Source organism: Paraburkholderia sp. GAS333 (assembly GCF_050435665.1).
In the GTDB taxonomy this organism is placed as follows: Bacteria; Pseudomonadota; Gammaproteobacteria; order Burkholderiales; family Burkholderiaceae; genus Paraburkholderia; species Paraburkholderia fungorum_A.
In genome coordinates this window covers 1,992,844-2,018,397 of the sequence record NZ_JBNDKS010000001.1, presented here as the reverse complement: position 1 = coordinate 2,018,397, position 25,554 = coordinate 1,992,844, and the positions used below count along the sequence as shown (strand labels likewise).

Below are 25,554 nucleotides of genomic sequence, written 5' to 3'. Positions count from 1 at the left end.
ACGCCATGAATGCCAACGTCGTCACTGGTTTCCCGACGCCGATGCGGGATAACCCCGTATGGTTTTCGACTGCGAACCGGATTGCCAGTCTCCTACGGTTGCATGGCTATCGCGTCGTGCCCGAATCGGACGAACAGGTTCGCGTGTTCGATGAACTTCAGGCGGGCATTGTTGCCCTTGCCGGGAGCATTGCCCGAACTCTTGTGCGCAATCCGGGTTCGTGTATTAGCGAAATGTACCTCTACGAGCATTCCGATGAACCAGGTTGCGTCATTGTTTTCTCGGAACTGAGTTCAGGGCATATGTACGCGACAAGCATCCCGTCTATTCGCCGCCCCATGCTCGGCGTTCGTGCGCCGCTGACGCTGCATTGAAGGGGAAGCCATGACTACGCTTGTTCCTGTTCGCATCGACCGCGACCTGTTGACGATGCTGTTGCGAAGCCGTGAGAACGCCGCGCTTGTGTTCGGCCCGCGCCACGCCGACGCGCTGATGCGATTGCTGACCGCCGCACGTCAGCACGGTCAGGAAGTCGATGTTGCATTGCTTGACGCTGGCAAGCGACAAACGCTGATTGCGCGCGCCGCTGGCGCGAACGATTGGGCGTGCGTGAAGTGACGCCGCGCTGTGGGACGCGGCGCGCGACGGGGAAGGCCGGGGGGGCATGAAAAAAGTTTTTCGGGTTTCGCCGGACACCGCGCGCCCAGTTTTGAAAAGAGAAATCTCGACTTTTCGGCAAAAAATCAGGTGCTGTTAAGGCCGCTCGCTTCCGCGCTGACAGCCACCTGACCACAGCGTTAGCCGGACTCGAACCATGACCGAAGCCCGCACGAATTGCCGCCCACCAGCATGGCTCGCGTCGGGATTACGGCGCGAATTCCGGCGTATCGCTGGCGAACTGTCGCAACCGCTCGACCCGATGACGGCGACGTTGCTTGCGCAATTCGTGGACGCTAGCGCGCGAGCCGCAGATGCGGCGCGGCGCATGAAGATAGAAGGCATCACGACTCGAAGCCGTTATGGACGCCCGCGCGTGTCCGACGCCGTGCACGCACACATGGGCGCGACGCGCGACATGCTTCGCTGTTACCGTTTGCTGGGCTTTGACAGGCGTCGTCGCTTCGACACGGCGACAACTTGAACATAGAAGGAGGAAGGACCATGAACGAAGACATGAACCGGGCGCGCACGACGGGCATTGTGCGTGCATCGACGGTTGCTGCTGACTAAAAGCACACAGGAAGACTTACGCCGAATTTCGGGCATCGCCACTAAGCCAACGCCTGACTGGTACGCCGACATTGTCGACCCACTCGGTGCAACGTTTTCGATGCCGCTGCCATTGCTGGTCGCGCACTACCACATAAAAAGCATTGGTTCGGTCGTGCTGGGCGCGGTGACAAAGACCGGTATTGCGTTCAAGGTGGAAATCGCCCAAATCGAACAGCCGGGACCACTGAAGACGCTATGTCACGACGCATGGGCGGCGGCGTGCGCTTCACGAAATGGGAGTGGCTTGAACTGTCGCTAGTTGCGATTCCGGCGAACGTCGATGTCGTGATTGCCGACGCCCGCCGAAGCATACGTTGAATGCATGCTTGCAGAATCTCGCGAGCTTCGCGCGGTTGTCGGGCGGGGCTGTTTGCGCGTGGTGAAGCTTCAGGATTGCGGGCGAGACGCGGCTTTGCTCTTTTTTCTATATAGCGGCTTCCTTTATGCGAATGGCATCACAGGATGTGAAAAAGTGTCAACACTTGCAAGACAGGACCTATTAGACTATTGCTCGCTTGCTGGACGTGATGAGAGGAATCTTTGCGAGCATCAATAGAGCGTACAAACTTATAAATCCGGGGATGTGTTATGGCAAGTAAGCAAGTCAGTTTCGCCAACTTCATTTGCAAGTTCGGTGAAGATAAGAATCTTTTAGATGTTGCGGAGCAAATTATCTTGCCAGCATTTTTGGATTCTGAATCGCTCAAGCCTCGCTCCTTCAAAGACACCGAATATTTTTTCTATCAACCTACGCTCCTAAACCTCGGGAAAGCCTCCGCCCCGGTACTGGCGATTGCTGGTCGATTCATTAAAGACACGACTTTAAGGCGGGAGCAAATATTCACGCCGGGAAAGGGCTTGGTTAAGACTTCCGGAAAGCTGGAATCATCTCCGTCTGCAATTTTTGTGCTCCTTCTTAACTCTCATAAACTCATTTATTATCCGGAAACTGCGCACGGTCCATCGTTATCAAGCTTCCGGAGCACCGCGTACAGCTATATCAGACAGCGTCAAAATAAATTCATTGACGAAGAATTCCTGCGTCTCCAGACTGAACGCGAGGAAATCTTAGCGCGCGGACGAGAAGATGTTCAGAAAGTAACGAAGAAGATGTTGTGGGACGAATACCCGTTCCCGTCGCTTGAGGTTGTATCTATTCCAAGTGCCCTCAGTCTTTATGAATTCGTTCGTAGATATAAACAATTATCTTCAATTTCTCTTAGAGTTTTGCAAACAAACAGCGAAATTGATAACTCAAATCTATTGAGGGCTATGCGAAAAACTGGCGGCCAACTTGGTGCAAAAAATTCGCAAATTACCCATTCTGCTGGCGACAAACAGGGATTAAACAAAAATGAGGCGGTAGCTCAATTGCACGCTGTGGCGCGCGATGGCAATGTTGAGGTAAAACTAAGCGGTAAGGATGTGTCGGGAAACCGATTGGTAGGCAACAACGAAGAATTTAAGCTTCGTGTGGCAATAGATAACGTTTCCTCCGATGTTGATGCTGCTGCAATGCAGTTAAATAATGTCTTGAACAAAGAGATTGAAAATAGCAATATAGAACTCGCCCCAGATGCAAATCTGGCGAAAACGAACGAAATCATAAGGCGAATTGCTAAGGCAAGAAATGTCTAAACCTGAGTTTGAGTTCACGCCTGAGGATTTACTCAAGGAGCGCTCGCTACTCGACGTCTATAGAATCGCCCGCTTAACCCCGGCGAACGGATTGAATGTCGGGGTTACGCTTGTAGTTTTTTTTATTTGTTGTGCTTACTGCTTGGCTGCTGGTGAAAATCAAGCTCCGGTGTTGACCTTGCTTCGCCAAATTTCCAGTGACGCCATAGCGTTTACCGCAAGCATTCTTGGATTTCTCGTTGCAGGATTCACAATTTTTGTGACAACTAGGCCGGAAGTTTTCTACATGATGGCCAAGGTGGAAAAGGAGGGGTTAGGAGTAAGTTATCTTAAATATAACCTCTCGATATTCCTTCTTGTATTTATTCACTATCTCGCATTTACCATATGTTGTGTGGCTCTTCGTGTATTTTTCTCGCCGCAAGGGCCTGCGTCGTTGATATTGCATGCCGTACCGATAAATATTTCTACTGCGATAATGATTAAAAAGTTGGGGGTTGCCTCAATTTTTATATTATTTACCAGTTGGCTGTTTTACTTGTTAATGCTATTAAAGTCTTTCATTTTTAATGTTTATCATATAGTGATGACCGGCGTGGCGTTAACCATAGACACGGACGAAGAGGACGGACAATCGTAGCGGTCGAGATTCCGTCAAACGAACGTGCAGAACCAAGGCCGCCGGTTTGGTTGCCAAATTCATCCTCAGTTATCCATTCCGATAAGTACTGGTCGTCCTGCTGGCGCGCTGGACGACTCCGTAAGGTCCTCGCGTCTCTTGGTATGCAACGGAACCTTGCCGTCGACGACGCCGCACGGCCCGACCTCGACCACGCTTCAGGTCGCGCGCTCGGGCCGCTGACCCTTCCCGCTACAATCCCGCGACACAATTCCATACAGGGGCGACTATGAGCGACACGAATTCCGCATTAATCGCGTTCGTTGGCGTGTTGGCAGGTGGCTATCTGAACAACTTTCTGGGCGAGGACTTCAAGCGCTTCCGCGACGGTCAGGCGCTGGCCGGTGCGCTAGCTGGTGAACTCGCGTCACACGCGACAGCAATCCCAATGCTGCAACGCATGTTTGGCGATATGGCAGCTACGCTTCGGACTGAGGGTGGACAAATCACATTGTATGAATTCAATCCACCGAACAGCCCCGTATTCGATGCAAGTGTATCGAAGCTCGGTTTGCTCGGCCCCACGCTCGCGCATGAAGTAGCTTTCGTATACGAACAAATTCGTGCCTTTCGGTCGATGTTTCGGAGCATATCAATTCACTACGAAGACATGCCGCGCGAGGGTATGTTAAATGGGTTTGAGCATTCCTTGACCTTGCTCGAAACCGCACATTTGCGAGGTACGAAGCTGATAGCGGACCTTCAGAAGTATGCGAGCGATGGCTATTGGCAGACGCGCCCTTGGGTATGGTGGGCGCGCAACATTGGTTAAAGCGAAATGCGGTGGCTAGGGGGAATGATGCGACGTTATGCACGGGTACGCGAAAAGTTCACGGGCGCGCTTTACCGTTTGGCGACGTGGGAAGGCGACGTCCGGGACCGGTTACGGGGCGTGCATTGGGTATTGAAACAATTGACCACTGAGGAATTGCCGCCCGAACTGCGTGACAGCTGGCAAAGCATCATGCACCGTCTAACGCGTTACGGCCCCGAACTGTCGCCTGATGGGCAAGTGTTCACCGACGCGGTAACGCATACGATGTCACGCATTCGAAACAGTACTGGTCGCGCAATCGCGACCGATATTTATCGCCTGTACAGCACCTTTGTTAGTACATACGGGCCGTGACCGGAACCGATTCGGGGTTGCGACATGGGCACTCTCAGCCGTGGAGGGGGCACGATTGGCGGTGGTCATCGATGTTCGTGCCATGAAAAGAAGAAAAGGCGTCCGAACTCGATGACAGTTAAGCTGTCGCAGATAAGCTGCGGGTGAATTAGAAGGTCTCGCGTGCCGTCTTCTAGGGAATGGATAAAGCTGAAGCAGGGTGTGCCTAGCGCATCTTGTTCCTCCGATATGGCGTCGATGCGGTTCCAGTCCATCTTGCCTAGGATTTTTTCTCGTTTTTCCGCTTCAAGGGCGCTGTAGCGTTCAGCCTCATCTGCCTTCAACAGCATCGGAGGGATATACAGCGGAATTCGATGGGCCAAGGCGTCGCGATAGTTTTTCAGATACTCGCCGTGCCACTGAACCAGTTTTTCAGATGTCAGGTATTCAGTTACCGGTAGAGGCAAGCGATTCTGTGTGGCCCGCTTGAACATACTCACGTCCATTCGTTGGCCACCGATTGCGGCTATCAGGTCGTGTCGATGCACAAACGCCCACGCGAAGTTTTCGAACACGCCGTAGAGATTCATCACGAAGGCATGCAGGTTGATTTGCACGTCGTGCACTGTTTCCATCGGCAGGGGGCGCTCGGAAGTCAGGGGGAATAGCGTGAATACGTTCCTCATTGCTCGGTGCATCACGCCAAGCCGCCGCGCTGCGCCGTGGCGAAGGTGTTCTTTCGAGGCAGGGGAGCCGGTGTGTTCGAGTTGGCGAAGGCAGTCCATCATTAAATCGCGAAGGCCTGAACTCGCATTCACATATTCTTCGGTTTGCTTCTCAGCGGCCTCTTTGCTGTAAGGCATCAAAACTCCTTTATCCGAACGCGCTAGTTTTCAGTTGATATCATAATCGTGCTTCTGTCCCTGTTTTGATGCCCTCAAATCGCAAGCAAGATTTTCTTGTCAGGGGCAGCTAAACATGTAGCCGAAATCTGCTATATCAGGGATTAGAATTACTTGCCTAAATTGTGGGCCTAGTTGTGGGCCGATGGGATATAAATAAGGTAGAAATGCCGCCCAGTAAGGATTTGAGGCGCTAGATAAGCGGACCGTCTCTCCGCCAGAATCGAACACTAAAGCCCTGTAAGTTCAACGACTTACGGGGCTTTTGTTTTTGTCGGCCCATCAATTAGCCCATCATCAGGCAAGATTTCATGGCTGGCCTGGCGAGTTCTCTTGTCCGTCGCGACCCGTCGCACGTTCGCCACACTCCGCTAGAATCCGGCTTGTCTGGGGCGCGCAGTTTCTGCTGCGGTCGCATCGTTAAGACCACAGCGAGCGTTTGGGGGCAACGTGAAACAGCCCATATTCGTACAAACATCAATCCGTTGTGGAGTCTGGTTGATCCGCTGACCGTTGAGCAGGCGGCACTAGTCGCAGGCTTCGACCCAAACTCGGTTGATGAAAGCGGCGACTAGTTCAAGAACCAGCAAACCGGAATGACCGACAGTAACGGGATCACATGGATTCACACTGCATTTGCAGCGCTGGTCAATGCAGTTAATGCCCGAACGCTGAAGGCAACGATACGCCGCTCAGCATGGGAACGGGGGTGGGACGAGGACCCGGGCGAGGGTGAAGCGTATGCGCAGAAAGTCACGGTAAGAGACGATGGCGCCGCGCAGGCTTGGGACATTGCCGAACCTCATGTCGTCAAGGTGCGACGGTCGATTATCTATCGTGTTGCACCTGACTGGAAGTTGACCACCGTGGACGTTGACGACATTCGCGAGTGGCTCGCATCGCGAGGTATAAAGACGGGTTTTTCTTTCCCGATGCAACGGATGCGCCGGACTATCTCAACTCCAAACACCCACGCTACGCGCCGAGGCTCGCCGCTGCTGTCAATGCGTGGCTGGCTGTCACGCAGGGCAGGGGCAAGAGTGTCAAGGACGCAATCAGGAAGTGGCTCCGTGAGCATGCGGCAGAGTTCGGCCTGACCAACGACGATGGCAACCCGAACGAGACGGGCATCGAGGAAGTTGCGAAGGTTGCGAACTGGCAACCGGCAGGCGGCGCGCCGAAGACCCCCGGCCAGTAACCTACCCGCCCCTTTGGGCTTTGGCAGGGGTGGGTTTTCTGAACCCACCCAGCTATTCACGGCCCGATTGCGCCAATCTAATACCGCCATGTCGCGTCATTCCGGCGCGCACTTTCGCATCGATGGTGAGTCATGGCCGATCAAACTATTCCCATCACGATTCCTCGCTATCGCGTGTCGCAGATTACGGGGCTTCAACGTAGCGCGCTGTACGAGCGCATCGCACGCGGCGAATTCCCGAAGCCCGTCGCTAATGATAGTGCCGCTGTACGCTCGATCGAAGCCGAAGCCGAAGCCGAAGCCGAAGCCGAAGCCGAAGCCGAAGTCGTGGCATGGGTTCAGCAGCAGATCGATACAAGCCGCAAGCATGCTGCGCGGGGAAAAAGCGATGAACGTCGCAAGCCCGCATAACGCGACGCGCCCCGACGATGCCGAAGCACTCGACGTCGCGTGTGCGCTCGATACTGCGGTTATCCGTGTCGATCAATTGCAAGCGCTGGCGGGATTGCTGAGTCAGGAAGAAGTCGCGGAACAGTTCTCCGATCTTTTAACCAGCGCGCAAGTTTCTATTTTTGGTCTGTTCGAGGATGCACTTGCGGACATACGCGCAACACTAACGCAGACAGTGGCGCATGAGTAACCGTGCTGGCTAAATCGCCCGTCTAAAAAAGGCGACGTATACCTAACACGGCGCACCGCCTCACTATTTGACAGCCGGGAAAGACCGGCATGAAAACCGACCTCGCAAGGGTCGGTTTTTTGTTTGAGACATAAACAGACCAATAGCGCGACTCATTGGTACGAGTTAACTTTTGACGAATGTTGACAAAACATCTAGAGCACGGCGGTTACTCTTGCGAGACGCGTTCGTATCAGATACGGCGGTCGTTCATATAGGAGACTTAAACATGCCGGAAAAGCAAAGCAATAAAACCTCCTACCTTTTCGTTTATCCAGGATTTGCGTACTGAGCGCGGCGGGCGAGTCAGCCGGGTAACGACCAAGGCGGAGTATCAAGGGATGGCGCTGGCGAGTGTCGGCGATACAGTCACTTATGACGACGGCAGTGAGGCCACGATCATCGACGGTGCGGGCTTTGCTGCTTCATGGGATGGCAAGCCGTATGCCCTTGTCGGTTCCCGCCTGAGCAACGGCGACACAATCACGGAAACATTGCAGGATGGCTGCGGTATCACGGTTCGCAGCGATAAACCTGTGCCCGGTCTGTTTGGCCCCGCCTATGTGTCGTTTTCGTCCGGATCTGCTTGCTGACGGGGAACGTCTATGAATCGAGCTATGGTTCGACACGGTGATCCGACGACAACAGGCGGCTTTGTTATCGCCCTCACTTCTACCATGTTTGACGATGGAAAGCGGAGGCATGTCTGCACATGGGGCGATGCCGGCCACCCGGTCGCGCTAATCGGCGGCGAGGCGTATTGCGAGGCGTGCAGGAGTGTCGGCTCGATTGCAAAATCGGGAGACCCACGCCGTGATCAAGTTATGAGCGAAACCGCCGCTGATGGCGATATCGTCCTGTGCAACTGCGCGTCGCCGCCTCGTATTGTCGCGAAACTGGCAGGCGAATCATGGTGCGATGATATGGCCGAATCAATGGGCACGGTGGTCTCCAGCAAGGCTGGCGGCGGTGTCGCGTCTGTCGTCGTAGGTGCATATGACGAACAGGTACGGGCAGTAGGACAGGGCGCGTTCGAAGGTTATCCGTATGTCATCGAAACAGCAGATGGACGGACTCACGCGGGAAGTATTGACGCTAGTTGCCACCTACCACGCATGTACACCGACTCAAGCGACAGCTACACAGTGCATTGGGGCGACGAGGCCCTGGTAAGACAGAATAGAATCTGAGACATGCCAAACAAGAAAACTGTGGTCCGAACCAACACGACGCTGAACTCAATCAAGGAAGTACAATTAAAAGCCCTGACCTTTCAGGATCTGTGGGACAACTACCCGTCAGGTGATCCCTACGACGATCCGAGCGGCAACTATGGCAACCAGTGTGCGATCCGCATGAGCGTAACGTTCCATCGTGTCGGCAGCGAGATGAAATCATTTTCGCAGAAGATTGTAAAACCGATGCCGGGAAAGCCGACTTTGGGGCGGCTTATTCTGGACGGAAAAGCTACAGCTACTCGCGCCTATGAGCTGGCCGAATGGCTTCAGCAAAGGCCATTCGCAGGCGTTTCAACGGCTGAGAACATTACTGGACCGGATTGGCCGAGCAAGATAAAGGGGCGCACAGGAATCGTGTTCTTCTATGGTTATTGGCGACAGGATGGCGATTCGGGAGCGGACTTAAGCGGCGGTCATATTGATCTGTGGGACAGAGATACTCTTACACCTTCGGCGGAATCGTTTCTACGATTTCGTGTCGGAGTGCCCAGCATTCCCAATCCTTTGTCATGGCTGAGAGGCCGGAGCGATAACATTTATTCGAACCTCGGAAAATCCAGGCAGATACTATTTTGGGAAGTGCGGTGAGGCGGTTATCCGTCGCGGCGCTGGGGTTCGTGTGGGGGCTTCTGCTGACGTGGCTCCTGCTCTATGTGTTCAGCCATGTAAATTGGCAACGTGAAGTTGCGCCAATGTCCGGCTGCTCTGACATGGAGCATTGCAGTCCGCGGACTCTCACGTTGTTCGTCCTTTTCGGTACGTTGTTTTGGCCGGCGTTTGTTTTTGCGGGCATCAACGCTGTGGCGTATAGGCACTGGTCAACCCAAAAATGGACGTTAGTTTTTAGCGTTGGGAGCATTTTTGTCGTGTTGTTTTATATGGTTCTTTACGCCATGCCGCAATCTGGAAGCTATTTGAAGTAACGCCTGTTGCGATACGGTGGCGCGCCCCTTCACCGTGCGGGTTCGCGGCCGCGACCGACTAACAGTTAGTCCGTCACACTGCAAACATGCTTTGCCCACGCCTCCGTCAGCGGTCGCCGCTGTTCCAACAAATCAGTCCGGTGATACGCCGCATCGACCTTGTTCGCGATTGTATGAGCGAGCGCCCGCTCGGCAAGATCACGCGCATAACCTTGTCCACTGGCCCAATCGCGGAAGCTGGAACGGAAGCCATGCGCCGTCGCCACGCGTCCCGGCGTATCGCTCTTTGCCTTGACCCGGCGTAGCAGTGCGGTAAGCGTCATGTCGCTGAGTACCTTTTCGCGTGGCGGCGGAAAGACAAGGGTTTCATGCTGCTTCTGTTCCTTGAGCGCCTTGACCAGTGTGAGCGCCCTGTCGGCGTTGATAGCAACATTGAAGGAGTTCTTCAACATCACGGCGTTAGGTGGGCATCGCGAATATCAGCTTCTGGCGCCAAGGAACGAAGGGCGGGCCTGTCCAGATAAGTACGGCATGCAAGTGGTTGAAGAAATGCGCGCGAAATTTGGGCTTGCGGCACCCTCAAAGTGAGATTGTCCAGCCAAGCTGCTCATTGATGATGTAAGTATGGCGTTCAAGTTGGTTCTGAACCAATCGGCAGCGTTGCGGTTTTGAAAGGCGATTGGTCTCCGGCAGCCGGGCCTTTTCCTCAAATGCGTTGCACCACTCACTGTTGCCCAGGTCGGGTCCGTGCCCTTCGGCATCTGAGATGTCGAAGTAGTGGCTGTCGAGGTATGAAAACCACTCTTGCGTACACGGCTGGACGACTGGAGCATGTGCTACCTTGGTAGTCACAAACAGCCACGCGAGAACAATAACGGAACAGATGCCAACGAGGATTTTCATTTGCGCTTTTTAAAGATAATTGCTTGCTTGTGGCTACTTTCGGGTGGCGTACTGGCTTCAGTTGGTCTGTTTTCCCGGCCCTGTCCAGCGGATGTTGCCGTTGTGCTGGGAAATACGGTACATGTCGACGGTAGTCCGTCGCCCAGGTTGGCGGCAAGGCTGGATAAAGCCTATCAGTGCTATGAACAACGGCAATGCAAACTCATTTTTGTTAGCGGCGGTGTCGATGCCTCCGGTACAGACGAAGCGCTCGCAATGCGAACCTATCTTGTGTTTCGTGGTGTTCCATCCGGCAGCATCGTGCTCGATCGTTCGGGTTACGATACCTGGTCAACTGCACGTAACGCCAGTGCCTTCATGAGGGATCGCGGCCTGTCGAGTGCATTGGTAGTGACGCAGTATTTTCATCTTCCGAGGGCGATGTTCGCGCTCAAGCGCTTTGGCGTGCGTCAAGTCAGTGGTGCGTACCCGGCGTTCTGGGAGGCGCGTGATGTCTATTCGATTGCGCGTGAAGTGCCGGCCTTGGTCTGGTATGCCATTCGCCCACTTTAGTATTGGTTTGCGAATGCTCGGCTGCGGCTCGGTGGCGCTGAATATGCGGTATGTGAAACGCTCGTTCAGCTTCGTCCTCGACCAAGCGCATCACAAGTCACAAAAATTCCCCCCTCGTGCCCAATCCGCCAGCACGATCACGCCCAATCACACGCGCCAATGACGCACTTCGTGCGTGAATCATCCCAGGTGCCAGGCTTCTGATCCAGCAGAAAAAGACGTCCCGACACAAACGCAAATCCAATCCCCAGCCACACCTGCCACGACGCCCCCCAACAAGGCAAAATCATAAACGACGCTCCGGAGCCCACTAACAGATCCAGAAGGCCGTTGATGAATACTTTGCTTGCATGGTTCGCCGCAGCGCGTTGGCGGTTATCGCTGTCCCATTGCCTCGAAGGGCTGCTGATTCAGGCGCCGCTCGGGCTGCTGTTCAATTTTCGGCTCGGCGCGCTCGCTGTCATCGTCTGGTACTGGTCGCGCAAGAAGCTCGAGGCGGAACTCGAAACCTTGCCGCCAGAGAAAGCGCAAGAGTTCGAAGCCCACGCTTATACCTGGGCGATCGGCTGGTTCCCATGGCAGTGGGATGCCTACAAGGTTCTGGACCTGGTGCTGCCGGCGATTTCGTCGGCGCTGATTTCCGTGGCGTTAGCGGGATACCGTGGCCCGCTAACGGTGTATTAGAGACTTGCAGCCTCGAGCTACGTCCCGGGCTCAACCCCCAGCTTCGCGTGACCAACCGGTGAAGCGATCCACTTCGAATCATTTGCGTACAATTGTCGCTCTTTCCCGACCCAGCAAAAGAAGCGTGCGGCCCATCCATGCCGCGCGAAGCGCGTCGGCCGAACCGGTGGCATAACATCACCGCGCGTTCCGGCTGCATGCAAAAGCGACTACCTGTGACCACCTGACGGCAATCGAGACCACTTGCGCCATCAGGCCAGCCCTGTAACGAACCCACACTCATGTCTACCGACCCAAGCGGCTCCGAATCTTTCAGTTTGCCAAAACACCCTGCGTTCCAGCGATTCTGGTGCACGCGCATCTTCTCGTCACTGTCGTTCCAGATGCTGGCCGTCGCGATGGGCTGGCACATCTACGCGCTCACGCATAGCGCGTTCGCACTCGGCCTCGTCGGCCTCGCGCAGTTTCTGCCGATGTTCGCGCTGACGCTCGTCGTCGGCCACGTCGCCGATACCTTCGACCGCCGACGCATCGCGGCCATCTGTCAGGGCCTCGAAAGCGTCGCTGCGTTGTTATTCGCCGTCGGCACTTTCGGCGGCTGGATCAGCGCGCCGATGATCTATGTGCTGGCCGCATGCGTCGGCGCAGCGCGCGCATTTGAATCGCCTGCGGTGGCCTCGCTGCTGCCCGCCGTCGTGCCTCGCGGACAACTGCCGAAGGCAACCGCATGGGCGACCTCAGCGAATCAGACCGCGCAGATCGCGGGGCCCGCGTTGGGTGGCTTGCTGTACGGCATCGGTCCGGGCGCGGTCTATCTCGCCTGCACGCTGTCGTTCGCTGCCGCTGCGGCAGCGGTATGGAGCATTCCGCTGCAGACGAAACCTGCGGTTCGCGCACCCGTCACGCTGGAATCGGTGTTCTCGGGCATCGCGTTTATCCGCAAGGAACCGGTGATTCTCGGCGCGTTGTCGCTCGATCTGTTCGCCGTGCTGTTCGGCGGCGCGACTGCGTTGTTGCCGATTTTCGCGCGCGATGTCCTGCACGCCGGCCCGCTCGGCCTTGGTCTGTTGCGTTCGGGCACCGCCATTGGCGCGCTCGCGGGCACCATCTGGCTCGCGCATTTTCCGTTGCGCAACCGGCCCGGCGCGGCGATGTTCGGCGGCGTGATTGCGTTCGGCCTGGCTACGCTGGTGTTCGGTCTGTCGAATCAGTTTTTCGTGTCGCTGCTTGCGTTGATCGTGCTGGGCGCGTCCGACACCATCAGCGTGGTGGTGCGTCTGTCGCTCGTGCAGTTGCGCACGCCGGACGAGATGCTCGGACGAGTCAGCGCGGTCAATTCGCTGTTTATCGGAACCTCGAATCAATTGGGCGAATTCGAATCGGGGGTGACGGCAGGGTGGTGGGGCGCGCGCCCTGCGGTGCTGGTCGGCGGCATCGCGACGATCACCGTCGCGTTGCTGTGGATGAAGCTATTTCCGGAACTTCGTCTCACGCGTTCGCTGGAAAAAGAAGAAGAACTGGCGCCGAGCAATTGATCAAGCGCAGCTGCCACTAGCTGCGTTTCTATCGATGATCGAAGAAAACCCCTTGCCAGAAGGGGTTAACGCGAAGCGGCCAGCGCTCTGCGCCGCTTCGCACCCGCTATGATGATGTGATCGTCACTCGATAAAACATCATCATGCGCATTGCCCCTCTACCTCCGCTGCAATGTCTGGTCGCGTTCGAATCGGCCGTGCGGCATGCGAGTTTCACCAAAGCCGCCGCTGAATTGCATCTGACGCAAAGCGCCGTGAGCCGGCAGATTGCGCAACTCGAAGACTTCCTCGGCCGCTCGCTGTTCGTGCGCGAGCATCGCGCATTGCGCTTGACGATCGCGGGCGAAGGCTACGCGAAACACGTGCAGTGGTTGCTCGCCACGTGTTCCGAAGCCACGCTCGACGTGATGAAACGTTACGGCGATCTCGAACTCACCATCGCCTGCTCATCGGGCGTCGCGGTGTTGTGGCTGACGCCGCGACTCGGCGCGTTTCGCGCCGCGCATCCGACCGTCAAGATCAGAATGATCGTGCGAGACGGACTCGCTTCGTTATCGCCCGCTGAATTCGACGTGGGGCTGTATTACAGCCGTCAACGCGCCGAGCCGCATTTCACCGCGCGCCGTATTTTCGACGAAGAGGTGTATCCGGTATGTTCGCCGGGATATCTCGCCGGCCGGGTACTCGAACCCGCCGACCTCGCGAGCGAAACGCTACTGATGCAGGAAGACGGCCAGCGGCAATGGATGTCGTGGTCCGAATGGTTTCGTCTGAACGATGTGCAGATGCCGGCATCGCCGCAAGCGGTCGTCGTCAATCATTATCCGCAACTCGTGCAGATGGCGATTCTGGGGCAGGGCGTCGTGCTCGGCTGGCGGCATATGATCGACGCATGCCTGAACGAAGGGCTGCTGGTGCGTGCAACGCAAGCGTCGGCGAGTCACGGCGGCGGTTATTACGTGGTGTCGCCGAACGACCGCTCGCAGAATCAGGCTGCGCGCCTGTTCACACGCTGGCTGTTCGAGCAGGCCGACGAGCAGATGGGCAAACCGGCTGGCTGAAGCGAGGTTAGACCCGAAAGCCAGACATAAGGCCCAAGCGAAAAGTTCGCATGCGCTAAACGCATGCAAGCATGCGAATCTTTCGTTTCGAAAACAAATCAGCTCTCTCTACGATCGGTGTCATGCATGCGAAAGCGCCATTCGAAGGCGTGGCGCGTTGCCGACATAATTGCCCGACAGGCAGCCAGATGAGGAAAGAGACCATGCAAGGAACGCTTTCATCCGCCGTCCCGCTCTCCGTGGACACGCTCGCGCGGCAGCGCCGCCGCGCCATTATCGCCACCGTACTCGGCAACGGGCTCGAGTGGTTCGATTTCACGGTGTACAGCTTCTTCGCGGTCATCATTGCGAAGCTGTTCTTCCCGACCGGCAATGAACTGACCTCGCTGCTGCTGGCGGTGGCCACGTTCGGCGTGGGCTTCTTCATGCGGCCGGTGGGCGGCATGGTGCTGGGTGTCTATGCCGATAAAGTCGGCAGAAAGGCGGCGCTCTCGCTCACGATTCTTCTGATGGCAGGCGGCACTGCGCTGATCGGTCTCGCGCCGACCTACGACCAGATTGGCCTGTGGGCACCGGTGCTGATCGTGGTCGCACGTTTGCTGCAGGGCTTTTCCGCCGGCGGCGAAATGGGCAGCGCGACAGCCTTCCTCACCGAATACGCACCCGCAGACAAACGCGCGTTCTATTCGAGCTGGATTCAATCGAGCATCGGCTTCGCGGTGTTGCTTGGCGCAGCGGTCGGCACCTTCGTGACGGCGAATCTGAGTGCTGATTCGCTGCACTCGTGGGGCTGGAGAATGCCGTTCCTGATCGGCATTCTGATCGGGCCGGTTGGCTATTTCATTCGCAGCCGCATGGACGAAACACCGGCCTTCGCCGCAGTTGCTGAAGAAGCAAAGAACGATTCGCCGCTCGCAGACGTATTCCGCAGCTATCCGCGCGAAACCTTCGCCAGTTTCTCGATGGTCATTCTGTGGACCGTTTGCACCTACGTGCTGCTGTTTTATATGCCGACGTATTCGGTGCGTACGTTGCATCTGCCGCAATCGACCGGCTTTCTCGCGGGCATGTTCGGCGGCTCGATGATCATGTGCTTCTCGCCGGTAGTCGGCAAACTCGCGGATCGCTTCGGTCGCCGGCCTTTTCTGTCGGGCGCGGCTGCACTGATCCTGGTGCTCGCATGGCCGATGTTCGCGTACATCAACAGCGCACCGGGCCTCGCTTCGCTGATCGTGTTTCAGGGCGTGTTCGGCCTGTTGATCGCGGCCTACACCGGTCCGATTCTCGCGGCGTTCTCCGAACTGTTCCCGACCAAAGTTCTGTCGACGGGTCTCTCCGTTGCGTACAACTTCGCGGTGACGATTTTCGGCGGCTTTGCACCGTTCTTCATCACGTGGCTGATCGCGTCGACGGGCAGCAACATGGCGCCCGCGATCTACGTGATGATCGCAGCAGGCATCAGCCTGTGCGGCACCTTCTTCGTGCGCGATCCGCGTCGGCGCACAGCTTGAACAGGCGCGTCCGGCTGATCCGCGCCGGACGGATTCCTTCATCCAGTCAGGAAGATTTCAATGAGCATTACGGTAATCAGCGGCGGCAACGTACTCGATCTGGCCCGGGGTATCTTGCTGGAACATCATCATGTTGTGATAGAAAACGGTCATATCGTCGAAGTCACCGACCGTCCCGTCGATCTGCCGAACGCACGCGTGATCGACGCGCGCGGCAAGACGGTGATGCCGGGTCTGATCGACTGTCACGTCCATGTGCTGGCTTCGCGCGCGAACCTCGGTGTGAATGCGGCGCAGCCGAATATTCTGACCGCGATTCGCGCGTTGCCGATTCTCAAGGCAATGGTTGGCCGCGGTTTCACCAGCGTGCGCGACGCGGGCGGCGCGGATTGGGGTTTGACGCAGGCACTCGAAAGCGGCCTGATTCCCGGCCCGCGAATTTTCCCGTCGGGCAAGGCGCTGTCGCAAACCGGTGGTCACGGCGATTTCCGGCCGCGCGGCGATGTGCTCGAACCGTGTTCGTGCGCGTTCCGCGCGGGCGCGATTGCACGTGTGGTCGACGGCGTGGATGCGGTGCGTCTCGCCGTGCGCGAAGAAATCCAGAAGGGCGCGACGCAAATCAAGATCATGGCGTCGGGCGGCGTGGCGTCGCCCACCGATCCGATCAGCAACACGCAGTATTCCGAGGACGAAATTCGCGCGATCGTCGCCGAAGCCGAAGCGGCCAATACGTACGTGATGGCGCATGCGTACACGGGACGCGCGATTTCTCGCGCGATCCGCTGTGGCGTGCGCACCATCGAACACGGCAATCTGGTCGATGCGGAAGCCGCGAAACTGATGCATGAGCACGGTGCATTCGTCGTGCCGACGCTGGTCACGTACGACGCACTCGCTAAACATGGTGCTGATTACGGGCTGCCCGCCGACTCGATCGCGAAGATCGAAACGGTGCGGCAGGCCGGCCGCGATTCGCTGGAAATCTACGCGAACGCGGGGGTGCCGATGGGTTTCGGTTCCGACCTGCTCGGAGAAATGCACACGTTCCAGAGCGACGAACTGCGTATTCGCGCTGATGTCCTCGGCAATCTGGAAGCGCTGCGTTCGGCCACCACGATTGCCGCGGATATCGTCAATCTGAAGGGTAAGCTCGGTGTGATCGAGGCGGGCGCGATTGCCGACGTGCTGGTGGTGGACGGTGATCCGCTCAAGGACATCGGCGTGCTGACCGGTCAGGGCGAGCGTGTGACCTATGTATTGCAGCGAGGCGAAGTCGTGAGCGAGCGGGGCACGGTCGCGTCACGTTGATGGCTTCGATAGCGCAAGCAATGAAGCGATCAACGACGCGATCCACGTTAGCATAAAAAATCGCGCAGGCGTCGTTCACGCCTGCGCGGCGCTCACGCGCCACGCGCTCCAGCGCACCGTCGCCATAATCGACGCGGCGACAATCAGCGCACCGCCGAGCCATGCGCTCACCGAAATCCTTTCCCCCAGCCAGATGCAGGCGAACAGCGCGCCAAACGCCGGTTCGCTGCCCATCAATAGCGACACGCGTGTCGGACTGCTGCGTTTGATCGCGAAGTTCTGCGCGAAAAACGCGAACAGCGTGCAAGCCAGCACCAGATACGCGATATAGCCCCAGAACGACGCGTGTCCCGCCAATGTCGGCAGCGCCCGCAGCTGGTGCGGCGCGAACACGCACGCGGCCGCCAGGCTTCCCGATGCGACAACACCCGCTTGCACCGCAGTCACCGTCAAAGGCGGCAACGCCGAATCGCGCATCACGCGTTTGGTCACGCAGACGGTCAACGCGCGCAGCAACGCGGCGAGCAGGATCAGCGCGTCGCCGGGATTCAGGCTCAGTGAACCGTCGCCGGCCAGCAGCCATGCGCCGAGCAACGACACCGCGACCGCCGCCCACTCGACCCGGCTGGGCCGGCGCTTGAGCATTTGCCATTCGACCAGCGGCGTCAGCACCACGCACAGGCTGATCAGAAACGCGGCGTTGGCGGCGCGCGTCAGCAGAATGCCGAAGGTTTCGCACAGAAAGATGCCGAGCAGCAGAACGCCGGCAATCAGCACGCCGCGCAGTGTGCGGGCGTCGGCGGCGCGCAGGTGGCGCAGCGCGGGCGACAGGATGGCGAAGGTGATGCCGAAGCGCAGTGCCAGCAGTCCCAGCACCGGATAAAACACCAACGCGCTTTTGACGACGCCATAACTCGTGCCCCACACGACGGCAACCGCGAGCAGCATCAGATCGGAGAGAAAAAGCAGGCGCTCCTGTTTCGGCATGACGAACCTCGTGCAATAAAGCACGTATTGTCGAATGATGCAGGGGAGATGATAATCGGGTCGTTGCGCACAGCGTTTATGTCGCAAATGCATTAATCATTCGCGCGTTCTCAAGGCTGCCACGATGACCCCTGCCGAGCTTTTCGACTTGCTGCCCGATATGGCGGTGTTTGCGCGCGTTGTCGAGGCGGGCAATTTTTCGGTGGCGGCGCGTCAGTTGGGCAGCACGCCGTCCACGGTCAGCCGTCAGATCAAGCGGCTCGAAGACGCGCTCGCTACGCGTCTTCTCGAACGATCCACCCGCACCGTGCGCGTGACGGAATCCGGCGCACAGGTGGTGCGATTCTGTCGCGACATGGTCGGCGCGGCGTCGGCTGCCGTCGATGCCGCCGGACAACTGTCGGGCCGCGCGCAAGGCAAGGTGAGCCTCAGTGCGCCGACGCAATTCGCGAGGGCGGTGATTCATCCGCTGATTGCGGGCTTTTTGCGCGCTTATGAAGAGGTCGATCTGCAACTGCTTTTCACCGATCACGACGTCGACCCGCTGGCCGATGACGTCGATCTGGTGATCCGTCTGACCGAGCATCCGCCGCAAGGCTTGGCTGGGCGCCGGTTGGGCGCGGTGCGCTGGCTGCTGGTGGCGTCGCCCGCTTATCTGCTCGAGCGCGGCACGCCCGCGCATCCACGCGATCTGCTGACACACGCATGCATCTATCTCGGCGAAACTGCCGACGACAACCGTTGGCGCTTTCGTCGCGGCACGGAAACGCACAGCGTCGATGTGAAGGGGCGCTATATCGCCAATCACGCCGGGGCGAGGCTCGAAGCCGCGCTGCAGGATTTCGGTATTGCAAACGTGCCGGAGTTCGCCGCCGAAGCCGCGTTGCAGAGCGGCGAACTGGTGCAGGTGCTGCCGGACTGGCGGCTCGATGCGCGCGCGTATGTCGGGTCCGTCTGGCTGCTTTATCCGCCGAACCGTTTTTTGCCGCCAAAGGTGAGGGCGTTGATCGATTATCTGGTCGAGCACATTGACGTCGCCGACAATGCGGAATAAACGCGCATCGGGCGATCCGATTTCGATTTTCGATTTTCGATTGACGAAACGAACGTGGAATCGCCAGAGCGATCCATGACTGAATGCAACGCACGTCAAAACGAGCACGAGGAGAACCAGCATGACCCTGCGCGAAACCGGCCCGGTTGCGGCGACTGTCTATCGCGGCGAATCGATTGAAAACTCGCATCTCGCGCATGTCGCGGTCGTCGATGCGAAGGGGCGTCTGCTGTATTCATTCGGCGACCCGTCGCGGATGACGTTGGCCCGCTCCGCCGCGAAGCCCGCCCAGGCGCTCGCGGTGCTGGAAACCGGCGCGCTCGAACGCTTCGGTTTCGACGAGGCCGATCTCGCGTTGATGTGCGCGTCGCATAGCAGCGAGCCGCGTCATATCGACCGGACGCGCAGCATGCTTGCCAAGGCGCAGGCGAGCGAAGCCGATTTGCGTTGCGGCGGCCATCCGCCGTTGTCCGATGCGGTGTATATCGACTGGCTCAAGCGCGACTTCAAGCCGGGAGCGGTGTGCAGCAACTGCTCCGGCAAGCACGCCGGCATGCTTGCCGGAGCGCGTTCCATCGGCACGGCGATCGGCGGTTATGAGCGACCTGAGCATCCGTTGCAGGTCCGCGTGAAGCACACGGTCGCCGACGTGTGCGATCTGCCGGACGACGCGGTTCAATGGGCAATCGATGGTTGCAATCTGCCGACACCGGCGTTTCCGCTGGACCGGCTTGCGCGCCTGTTTGCGAAGCTGGCGGCGTCGCAGGACGAGGTGGCGGCCGGTGGTTCACCGGCCACGTCCCGCACGCAGGCGCTCGCACGGATCTATCGCGCGATGACGGCGTATCCGGAACTGGTAGGCGGCGAGGGTCGCTTCTGTACCGAGTTGATGCAGGCATTCGACGGCGCGCTGGTCGGCAAGGTTGGCGCGGACGGCAGTTACGCGATTGGCGTGCGGGCGTCGCCGCAAACCGCTGCGTTGGGATCGGACGGCGCGCTGGGTATCGCGGTAAAAGTCGAAGACGGCAACGTGAGCATGCTGTACGCGGTAGCCGCCGAACTGCTTGCGCTGCTCGACATCGGAACAGCGGAACAACGCGCGAAACTCGACGCTTTTCGCGCGCCGAAGCGGCTCAATACGATGGGCGTCGAAACGGGCCGGCTGGCGTTTTCGGTCGAACTCGAGCGGGCGCAATAATCGCGTCGTGATATGGCTTTCGCAGCGATTGTCCGTAGGCAATCGCTGCATCTGCAACACGCTCTAACGCCACTCCCGCCTGCTACGCAGCAACTGCCGATGGCGCAGCCCCCAGCGCATGGCGGATCGCATCGGCCAGTTCGGCGGCGGCGAACTTCGCCACATACCCGTTCGCGCCCGCATTCTTCACATGCGCCTCGTTCGCCGCGCCCGTCAGCGACGAATGGATGATCACCGGAATATCGCGTGTGCGTTCATCTGCCTTGATCTGACGCGTCAGCATGAAGCCGTCCATTTCGGGCATCTCGAGATCGGTCAGCACCAGCGCAATCGTGTCTTTCGCGCGTGTGCCGTTCGACTGTGCTTCGCGGGCGACCTGCTGCAGCGTATTCCACGCTTCTTCGCCGGTCTTGGTCATCACGTAATCCGCGCCGATCGCGCTCAACGCCTGCTCGATCAGCTTGCGCGCGAAGCCGGAATCGTCGGCGGCGAGAATCTTGGCGCCCCGGCGAATTCCCAGCGCCTCGCCGACCGAGGTCGGGTCCACGCTCGGATGCTGCGACGGAAACACATCGCGCAACACCTGCTCGACGTCGATCACCTGGGCGAGCCGCGAGTCGCCCGTGTTGCCGTCGATCCGCGCAATGCTGGTGACGAGATTGCCGCCCGCCGCGCCCTCGGCCGACAGCACCTGATTCCACTCCAGCCGCACGATGTCGTCCACTTCCTCGACCGCGAACGCCTGGGTCGAGCGCGCGAATTCGGTGACCAGCAGGATGTTCAACCCGCGCGTCGGCTCGCAGCCCATCAGGCGCGGCAAGTCGATCACGGGGATGATCTGCCCGCGAATATCGACCGCGCCCATCACGAACGGCGACGATCCGGCGATCGGCGTGACGGCCGGCATCGTCGAGATTTCACGCACCTTGAAAACGTTGATGCCGTACAGCTCGTGCGCGTCGCTGCCGGGCACGGAGCCGAGCCGATACAGCAACAGCTCGAATTTATTCGAACTGGTCAGGTTGCTGCGTTCGTTCGCACGATTTTCTTCCGACATCGACTCTCTCCACGATTCACGATTGCTTTGCTTGATGGCCTGCCTGCGATGGCCTGGGGTATTGCGCTCTGCTTATTGCGCGCCATGGATGCGTTGCGTTCAGCCCTGGCGCGAGGCTTACCTCTCGGTTATCGGCGGCGCTGCCGAAAAATTCAGCGATTTTCGTGCGGATTCGATCGACTGGACGGCACGTCTTCGCGGGTATTGATATGAAGGTTACCTAAGGTTACAGAAGCGACAGCAGCGTTTCACCTGCACCGGGAAGCGCCTCCTAGAATCGACGGCGATCAAAGCGTGGCGTCATTCATGAGCCGAAAGCTTTCTGCAAGCATGATGCGCAGAGCGGGTTCAAGGCGCACACGTATCACTGTCGTTTCGCTTCCACCTCAAGGAGAACATATGATCCGCCTGCCTCTCGCCACTTTCACCAGCGCCTGTCTTCTGGTTGTCGCCACGGCGGCCAGCGCTCAAACCGGTGCGCCGGCCGCCGCCGACGCGGGCCGTCTGCATGCCGCCGACCAGGCGTTCATCGCCGACGGCACGCAGGGCGTCGCGACGCAGCGCGATGCCGCGCGTATCGCCACCTCGCGTTCCACCGACCGTGACGTGAAGGCGTTCGCCGAACGCGTGTCGACCGACAACGCGAAAATCTCCGACGCGTTGCGCGCCGCAAGCCCGCGCGGCGTCGACGTGCCGAAGAACGATCCCGACGCAGCCGTGCTCGCAAGCATCAACAATCTGCGTGGCGCCGATTTCGACAAGACGTATATCGAACAGGTCGCGCTGGCGGGCGAGCAGAAGACGCTGTCGGCATTCCAGGCTGAAATTGCGTCGGGTCGCGACGACCAGTTGAAGGCCGCCGCGCAGAAGGCGCTGCCGACGATCCAGCAGCACTACGCGATGGCGCAGGATCTGGCCAAGCGCAAGCATCTGTCCACGACGGCGCAGTAAAGCAGGGCGCTTCACGTTTTAACGTTTGCGCTTCATACTTTTCACGCGCGTCACGTTGTGGCGTGACGCGCGGCTTCTCGCGGTTCCTCACTGCTCTCGCGGCAGGTCAAGTGCGGGCTTTTCGGCGATAATCGGCTTCTTCTTTCGAGCCTGCGTTTCAGATACGCGACATGCGCGAATCGCCAGCGCTGAGCGCCCGAAGCAAACCTGACGTTTTTCATCGCACTCACTCCAAGCTCACCCTATGAGCAAGCCTGCCAATCTGCCGCAACAGTTGGACTACATGCTCCGGCAAGCCGTCGCGCTTCAACAGAGCGGCGCACATGTCGAAGCCGAAGAACTCTATCGCGAGATTCTCGAACTCAAGCCCCGTCATTTCGATGCGCTCCAACTGCTTGGTGCGCTGATGCTGCAAAGCGGCCGTCTGCAGGACGGGATCGATCTGCTGAAGAAGGCGCTGGCCGTCAACCCGAAACAGCCCGCGATTCACTCGAACCTCGCCTACGCGCTTAACGCATTGCAGCGTTTCAACGAAGGTCTCGTGAGCGCCGATCGCGCGCTGGCGTTGCAACCTAAATTTCCCGATGCGCTGAACAATCGCGGCAATGCGCAAGCGGGTCTGAACAAGCCGCTCGACGCACTTGGCAGTTTCGATCGCTGCATTGCGCTGTCGCCGGAATTCGCGCCCGCCTGGAACAATCGCGCGTGCGTGCTGCGCGATCTGGGCCGTCCCGCCGATGCACTCGCCAGTTGCGATCACGCGCTTGCCTTGCAGCCGGGCTATCCCGATGCATGGAGCAATCGCGGCAATGCGCTGAGCGACCTGAACCAGCCGCAGGACGCGGAGCGCAGCTACCGGCGCGCGCTCGAACTGTCGCCAACATTCGCGGACGCCTGGAACAATCTCGGTCTCACGCAGATCGATCTCAACCAGCATGGCGAAGCGCTGTCGAGTTACGAACGCGCGCTCGCCGTAAATCCCGACGCGGCGGAAACGCATTGGAACGAGTCACTGTGTCTGCTGCAGATGGGACGCTTCGACACCGGCTGGCGCAAATACGAATGGCGCTGGCAGCGCAACCGGATCAAGGCGGGCGCGCGCCAGTTTGCGCAGCCGTTGTGGCTCGGCGATTTTCCGCTCGACGGCAAGACGATTCTGCTGCATGCCGAACAGGGGCTCGGCGACACGTTGCAGTTTTGCCGTTATGCCGCGATGGTGTCGAAGCTCGGCGCGAAGGTCGTGCTCGAAGTGCCGCACGAATTGATGCGCCTGATGCGCACGCTCGACGGCGTCGATCAGTTGGTCGAAGCGGGGCAGCCGCTGCCGCCGTTCGATTGCCACTGTCCTTTGCTGAGCTTGCCGCTGGCATTCAGGACCGACGAACACAGCATTCCATCGGCGACGCCTTATCTATTCGCCGACGCGGATTCCGCGCGCCAGTGGCATGACCGGATTCACATGCCCGCCGATAACCGTCTGAAAGTCGGCCTCGTGTGGGCGGGCGGAAACCGGCCGCATGTCGCGGAATTGCGCAAGAACGATGCACGCCGCTCGATCGCATTCGACCAGTTGGCTCCCATCCTCGACCTGCCGGATGTGCGCTTTTTCAGCCTGCAAAAAGGCACGGCGGCGCAACAGCAATTGCTGGCGAGCGAACGGCGCGATCGCGTCGAAGACTACACGCAGCACCTCGACGATTTCGCCGATACCGCCGCGCTGGTCGGCAACCTCGATCTGGTCATTTCCGTCGATACGTCCACCGCGCATCTGGCGGGCGCGCTCGACAGGCCGGTCTGGATCCTGAACCGCTTCGACACCTGCTGGCGCTGGATGCTCGAACGCAGCGACACGCCCTGGTATCCGTCCGCGCGGTTGCTCCGTCAGCCCGCACTCGGCGATTGGGACAGCGTGCTGCAGCACGCCCGCACTGCGCTCGCCGCGTTAAGCGCATGACCGTCTGACAAGGTGGCGTCAACCTGCGCGCCTGCCGACGCATTTACGCAGACGCGCGTAGACTGAACGTCCGTTTTATCGACGGCTATGCCACGGAGAATCATCAATGGAATACAGACATCTGGGTGCATCCGGTTTCAAGGTGCCGGTACTGAGTTTCGGGACGGGCACGTTTGGCGGTAAGGGCGAATTTTTCGAGGCGTGGGGCGCGACCGATGTTGCCGAAGCGCGTCGTCTGATCGACATCTGCTTCGACTCGGGCGTCACGATGTTCGATAGCGCGGACATTTATTCGGGCGGCGCGTCCGAGTCGGTGCTGGGCGAAGCGCTGAAGGGCAAGCGCGACAAGGCGATCATTTCCACCAAGGCCACCTTCCGTTTCGACGATGGTCCGAACAGCGTCGGCTCGTCGCGTTTCCATCTGACCCAGGCGGTCGACGCCGCGCTCAAGCGGCTGCAAACCGATTACATCGACCTGTTCCAGTTGCACGGCTTCGACGCGAAAACGCCGATCGCCGAAGTCATGTCGACGCTCGACGATCTCGTGCGCGCGGGCAAGATCCGCTACACGGGCGTGTCGAATTTCTCGGGCTGGCATCTGATGAAATCGCAGGATGTCGCGGACCGTTATGGCTATCCGCGCTACGTCGCGAATCAGACCTACTACTCGCTGGTCGGCCGCGATTACGAGTGGGAACTGATGCCGCTCGGCGTCGATCAGGGGGTGGGCGCAGTGGTGTGGAGTCCGCTCGGCTGGGGGCGTCTGACGGGCAAGATCAAGCGCGGCCAGCCGCTGCCGGATTCGAGCCGTCTGCATAAAACCGCCGACATGGGGCCGCCGGTGCCCGACGAATATCTGTTCCGCGTACTCGATGCGATCGACGAAATCGCGGCGGAAACCGGCAAGACGGTCCCGCAAATCGCGTTGAACTGGCTGCTGCAGCGGCCGACGGTATCGACGGTGCTGATCGGCGCGCGCAATGAGGAACAACTGCGGCAGAACCTCGGCGCGGTCGGCTGGAATCTGACGCCGGAGCAGGTCGCGAAGCTGGATGCGGCGAGCGCGGTGCGACCGGCTTACCCGTACTGGCATCAGGAAGGTTTTGCGGAGCGCAATCCGAAGGCGGTTTAACCGCGCTTTCGTGCGGCGCGTGCTGCACGA

At 58.8% G+C, this 25,554-nt stretch carries 29 protein-coding genes; 25 read left to right on the top strand and 4 right to left on the bottom strand.

The window, feature by feature from the left end:
• Positions 1–5 precede the first annotated feature (5 nt).
• From ABH945_RS08960 to ABH945_RS08925, 8 genes are all read left to right on the top strand, one after another.
• A complete protein-coding gene (locus tag ABH945_RS08960; protein WP_429250327.1) occupies positions 6–374 on the top strand; it encodes a hypothetical protein in 369 nt (122 codons plus the stop codon).
• Positions 375–384: 10 nt separating this feature from the next.
• Positions 385–618, top strand: a complete 234-nt coding sequence (locus ABH945_RS08955) for a hypothetical protein (protein ID WP_429250326.1) — start codon at positions 385–387, stop codon at positions 616–618.
• 196 nt (positions 619–814) lie between these two features.
• Complete coding sequence (locus tag ABH945_RS08950) at positions 815–1,141, top strand: P27 family phage terminase small subunit (protein ID WP_429250325.1); 327 nt, start codon at positions 815–817, stop codon at positions 1,139–1,141.
• 75 nt (positions 1,142–1,216) lie between these two features.
• Complete coding sequence (locus tag ABH945_RS08945; RefSeq protein WP_429250324.1) at positions 1,217–1,531, top strand: hypothetical protein; 315 nt, start codon at positions 1,217–1,219, stop codon at positions 1,529–1,531.
• A 329-nt stretch (positions 1,532–1,860) separates the two neighbouring features.
• Positions 1,861–2,910 carry a hypothetical protein gene (locus ABH945_RS08940; RefSeq protein ID WP_429250323.1) on the top strand — a complete coding sequence of 350 codons (1,050 nt, stop codon included), beginning with the start codon at positions 1,861–1,863 and terminating at the stop codon, positions 2,908–2,910.
• On the top strand, positions 2,903–3,550 hold the full coding sequence (locus tag ABH945_RS08935; protein ID WP_429250322.1) for a hypothetical protein: 648 nt from the start codon (positions 2,903–2,905) through the stop codon (positions 3,548–3,550). The genes ABH945_RS08940 and ABH945_RS08935 overlap by 8 nt, the downstream gene beginning before the upstream one ends.
• 268 nt (positions 3,551–3,818) lie before the next feature.
• Positions 3,819–4,361 carry a hypothetical protein gene (locus tag ABH945_RS08930; RefSeq protein ID WP_429250321.1) on the top strand — a complete coding sequence of 181 codons (543 nt, stop codon included), beginning with the start codon at positions 3,819–3,821 and terminating at the stop codon, positions 4,359–4,361.
• A gap of 24 nt (positions 4,362–4,385) precedes the next feature.
• The gene (locus tag ABH945_RS08925; RefSeq protein ID WP_429250320.1) at positions 4,386–4,718 is read left to right on the top strand and encodes a hypothetical protein; all 333 of its coding nucleotides are present in this window, start codon (positions 4,386–4,388) and stop codon (positions 4,716–4,718) included.
• A gap of 65 nt (positions 4,719–4,783) precedes the next feature.
• On the opposite strand, the gene ABH945_RS08920 is transcribed toward ABH945_RS08925, so the two are convergent.
• A complete protein-coding gene (locus ABH945_RS08920) occupies positions 4,784–5,560 on the bottom strand; it encodes a hypothetical protein (protein WP_429250319.1) in 777 nt (258 codons plus the stop codon).
• A 928-nt stretch (positions 5,561–6,488) separates the two neighbouring features.
• Here ABH945_RS08920 and ABH945_RS08915 point away from each other — a divergent pair.
• From ABH945_RS08915 to ABH945_RS08890, 6 genes are all read left to right on the top strand, one after another.
• A complete protein-coding gene (locus ABH945_RS08915; RefSeq protein WP_074763595.1) occupies positions 6,489–6,797 on the top strand; it encodes a hypothetical protein in 309 nt (102 codons plus the stop codon).
• A 132-nt stretch (positions 6,798–6,929) separates the two neighbouring features.
• Positions 6,930–7,208 carry an AlpA family phage regulatory protein gene (locus ABH945_RS08910; RefSeq protein ID WP_429250318.1) on the top strand — a complete coding sequence of 93 codons (279 nt, stop codon included), beginning with the start codon at positions 6,930–6,932 and terminating at the stop codon, positions 7,206–7,208.
• A complete protein-coding gene (locus ABH945_RS08905; protein WP_429250317.1) occupies positions 7,186–7,437 on the top strand; it encodes a hypothetical protein in 252 nt (83 codons plus the stop codon). Before ABH945_RS08910 ends, ABH945_RS08905 begins: the two co-directional genes overlap by 23 nt.
• Before the next feature lie 320 nt (positions 7,438–7,757).
• Positions 7,758–8,069 (top strand): PAAR domain-containing protein, encoded by a 312-nt coding sequence (locus ABH945_RS08900; RefSeq protein ID WP_429250316.1) that lies wholly within the window; start codon positions 7,758–7,760, stop codon positions 8,067–8,069.
• A gap of 231 nt (positions 8,070–8,300) precedes the next feature.
• A complete protein-coding gene (locus ABH945_RS08895) occupies positions 8,301–8,666 on the top strand; it encodes a hypothetical protein (protein WP_429250315.1) in 366 nt (121 codons plus the stop codon).
• Between the two features lie 3 nt (positions 8,667–8,669).
• On the top strand, positions 8,670–9,302 hold the full coding sequence (locus ABH945_RS08890) for a type VI secretion system amidase effector protein Tae4 (protein WP_429250314.1): 633 nt from the start codon (positions 8,670–8,672) through the stop codon (positions 9,300–9,302).
• A gap of 400 nt (positions 9,303–9,702) precedes the next feature.
• Here ABH945_RS08890 and ABH945_RS08885 read toward each other — a convergent pair whose 3' ends face one another.
• Positions 9,703–10,089, bottom strand: a complete 387-nt coding sequence (locus tag ABH945_RS08885; RefSeq protein WP_429250313.1) for a tyrosine-type recombinase/integrase — start codon at positions 10,087–10,089, stop codon at positions 9,703–9,705.
• Positions 10,090–10,468: 379 nt separating this feature from the next.
• On the opposite strand from ABH945_RS08885, the gene ABH945_RS08880 reads away from it, so the two are divergent.
• The 6 genes from ABH945_RS08880 to ABH945_RS08855 all read left to right on the top strand — a co-directional run bounded on the left by ABH945_RS08880 (position 10,469) and on the right by ABH945_RS08855 (position 17,191).
• The gene (locus tag ABH945_RS08880) at positions 10,469–11,092 is read left to right on the top strand and encodes a YdcF family protein (protein WP_429250312.1); all 624 of its coding nucleotides are present in this window, start codon (positions 10,469–10,471) and stop codon (positions 11,090–11,092) included.
• 333 nt (positions 11,093–11,425) lie between these two features.
• Positions 11,426–11,776 carry a hypothetical protein gene (locus tag ABH945_RS08875; protein ID WP_429250311.1) on the top strand — a complete coding sequence of 117 codons (351 nt, stop codon included), beginning with the start codon at positions 11,426–11,428 and terminating at the stop codon, positions 11,774–11,776.
• A 281-nt stretch (positions 11,777–12,057) separates the two neighbouring features.
• A complete protein-coding gene (locus ABH945_RS08870; RefSeq protein ID WP_429250310.1) occupies positions 12,058–13,311 on the top strand; it encodes an MFS transporter in 1,254 nt (417 codons plus the stop codon).
• A 143-nt stretch (positions 13,312–13,454) separates the two neighbouring features.
• On the top strand, positions 13,455–14,372 hold the full coding sequence (locus tag ABH945_RS08865; protein WP_429250309.1) for a LysR substrate-binding domain-containing protein: 918 nt from the start codon (positions 13,455–13,457) through the stop codon (positions 14,370–14,372).
• 203 nt (positions 14,373–14,575) lie between these two features.
• Complete coding sequence (locus tag ABH945_RS08860) at positions 14,576–15,883, top strand: MFS transporter (RefSeq protein ID WP_429250308.1); 1,308 nt, start codon at positions 14,576–14,578, stop codon at positions 15,881–15,883.
• Positions 15,884–15,943: 60 nt separating this feature from the next.
• Entirely contained in the window at positions 15,944–17,191 is a 1,248-nt protein-coding gene (locus ABH945_RS08855; protein ID WP_429250307.1) for an amidohydrolase family protein, read from the top strand.
• A gap of 75 nt (positions 17,192–17,266) precedes the next feature.
• On the opposite strand, the gene ABH945_RS08850 is transcribed toward ABH945_RS08855, so the two are convergent.
• Positions 17,267–18,178 (bottom strand): DMT family transporter, encoded by a 912-nt coding sequence (locus tag ABH945_RS08850; protein ID WP_429250306.1) that lies wholly within the window; start codon positions 18,176–18,178, stop codon positions 17,267–17,269.
• 124 nt (positions 18,179–18,302) lie between these two features.
• On the opposite strand from ABH945_RS08850, the gene ABH945_RS08845 reads away from it, so the two are divergent.
• Both ABH945_RS08845 and ABH945_RS08840 read left to right on the top strand, forming a co-directional pair.
• Entirely contained in the window at positions 18,303–19,232 is a 930-nt protein-coding gene (locus tag ABH945_RS08845; RefSeq protein ID WP_429250305.1) for a LysR family transcriptional regulator, read from the top strand.
• A gap of 121 nt (positions 19,233–19,353) precedes the next feature.
• On the top strand, positions 19,354–20,430 hold the full coding sequence (locus tag ABH945_RS08840) for an asparaginase (protein WP_429250304.1): 1,077 nt from the start codon (positions 19,354–19,356) through the stop codon (positions 20,428–20,430).
• 82 nt (positions 20,431–20,512) lie between these two features.
• On the opposite strand, the gene ABH945_RS08835 is transcribed toward ABH945_RS08840, so the two are convergent.
• Complete coding sequence (locus ABH945_RS08835; protein ID WP_074763612.1) at positions 20,513–21,487, bottom strand: chemotaxis protein; 975 nt, start codon at positions 21,485–21,487, stop codon at positions 20,513–20,515.
• Between the two features lie 399 nt (positions 21,488–21,886).
• Here ABH945_RS08835 and ABH945_RS08830 point away from each other — a divergent pair, with 399 nt between their 5' ends.
• The 3 genes from ABH945_RS08830 (at position 21,887) to ABH945_RS08820 (ending at position 25,524) form a co-directional block, all read left to right on the top strand.
• Positions 21,887–22,438 carry a DUF4142 domain-containing protein gene (locus ABH945_RS08830; RefSeq protein ID WP_074763613.1) on the top strand — a complete coding sequence of 184 codons (552 nt, stop codon included), beginning with the start codon at positions 21,887–21,889 and terminating at the stop codon, positions 22,436–22,438.
• A gap of 244 nt (positions 22,439–22,682) precedes the next feature.
• Positions 22,683–24,392 (top strand): tetratricopeptide repeat protein, encoded by a 1,710-nt coding sequence (locus ABH945_RS08825; RefSeq protein WP_429250303.1) that lies wholly within the window; start codon positions 22,683–22,685, stop codon positions 24,390–24,392.
• Between the two features lie 106 nt (positions 24,393–24,498).
• The gene (locus ABH945_RS08820; protein WP_074763615.1) at positions 24,499–25,524 is read left to right on the top strand and encodes an aldo/keto reductase; all 1,026 of its coding nucleotides are present in this window, start codon (positions 24,499–24,501) and stop codon (positions 25,522–25,524) included.
• Positions 25,525–25,554: the final 30 nt, after the last annotated feature.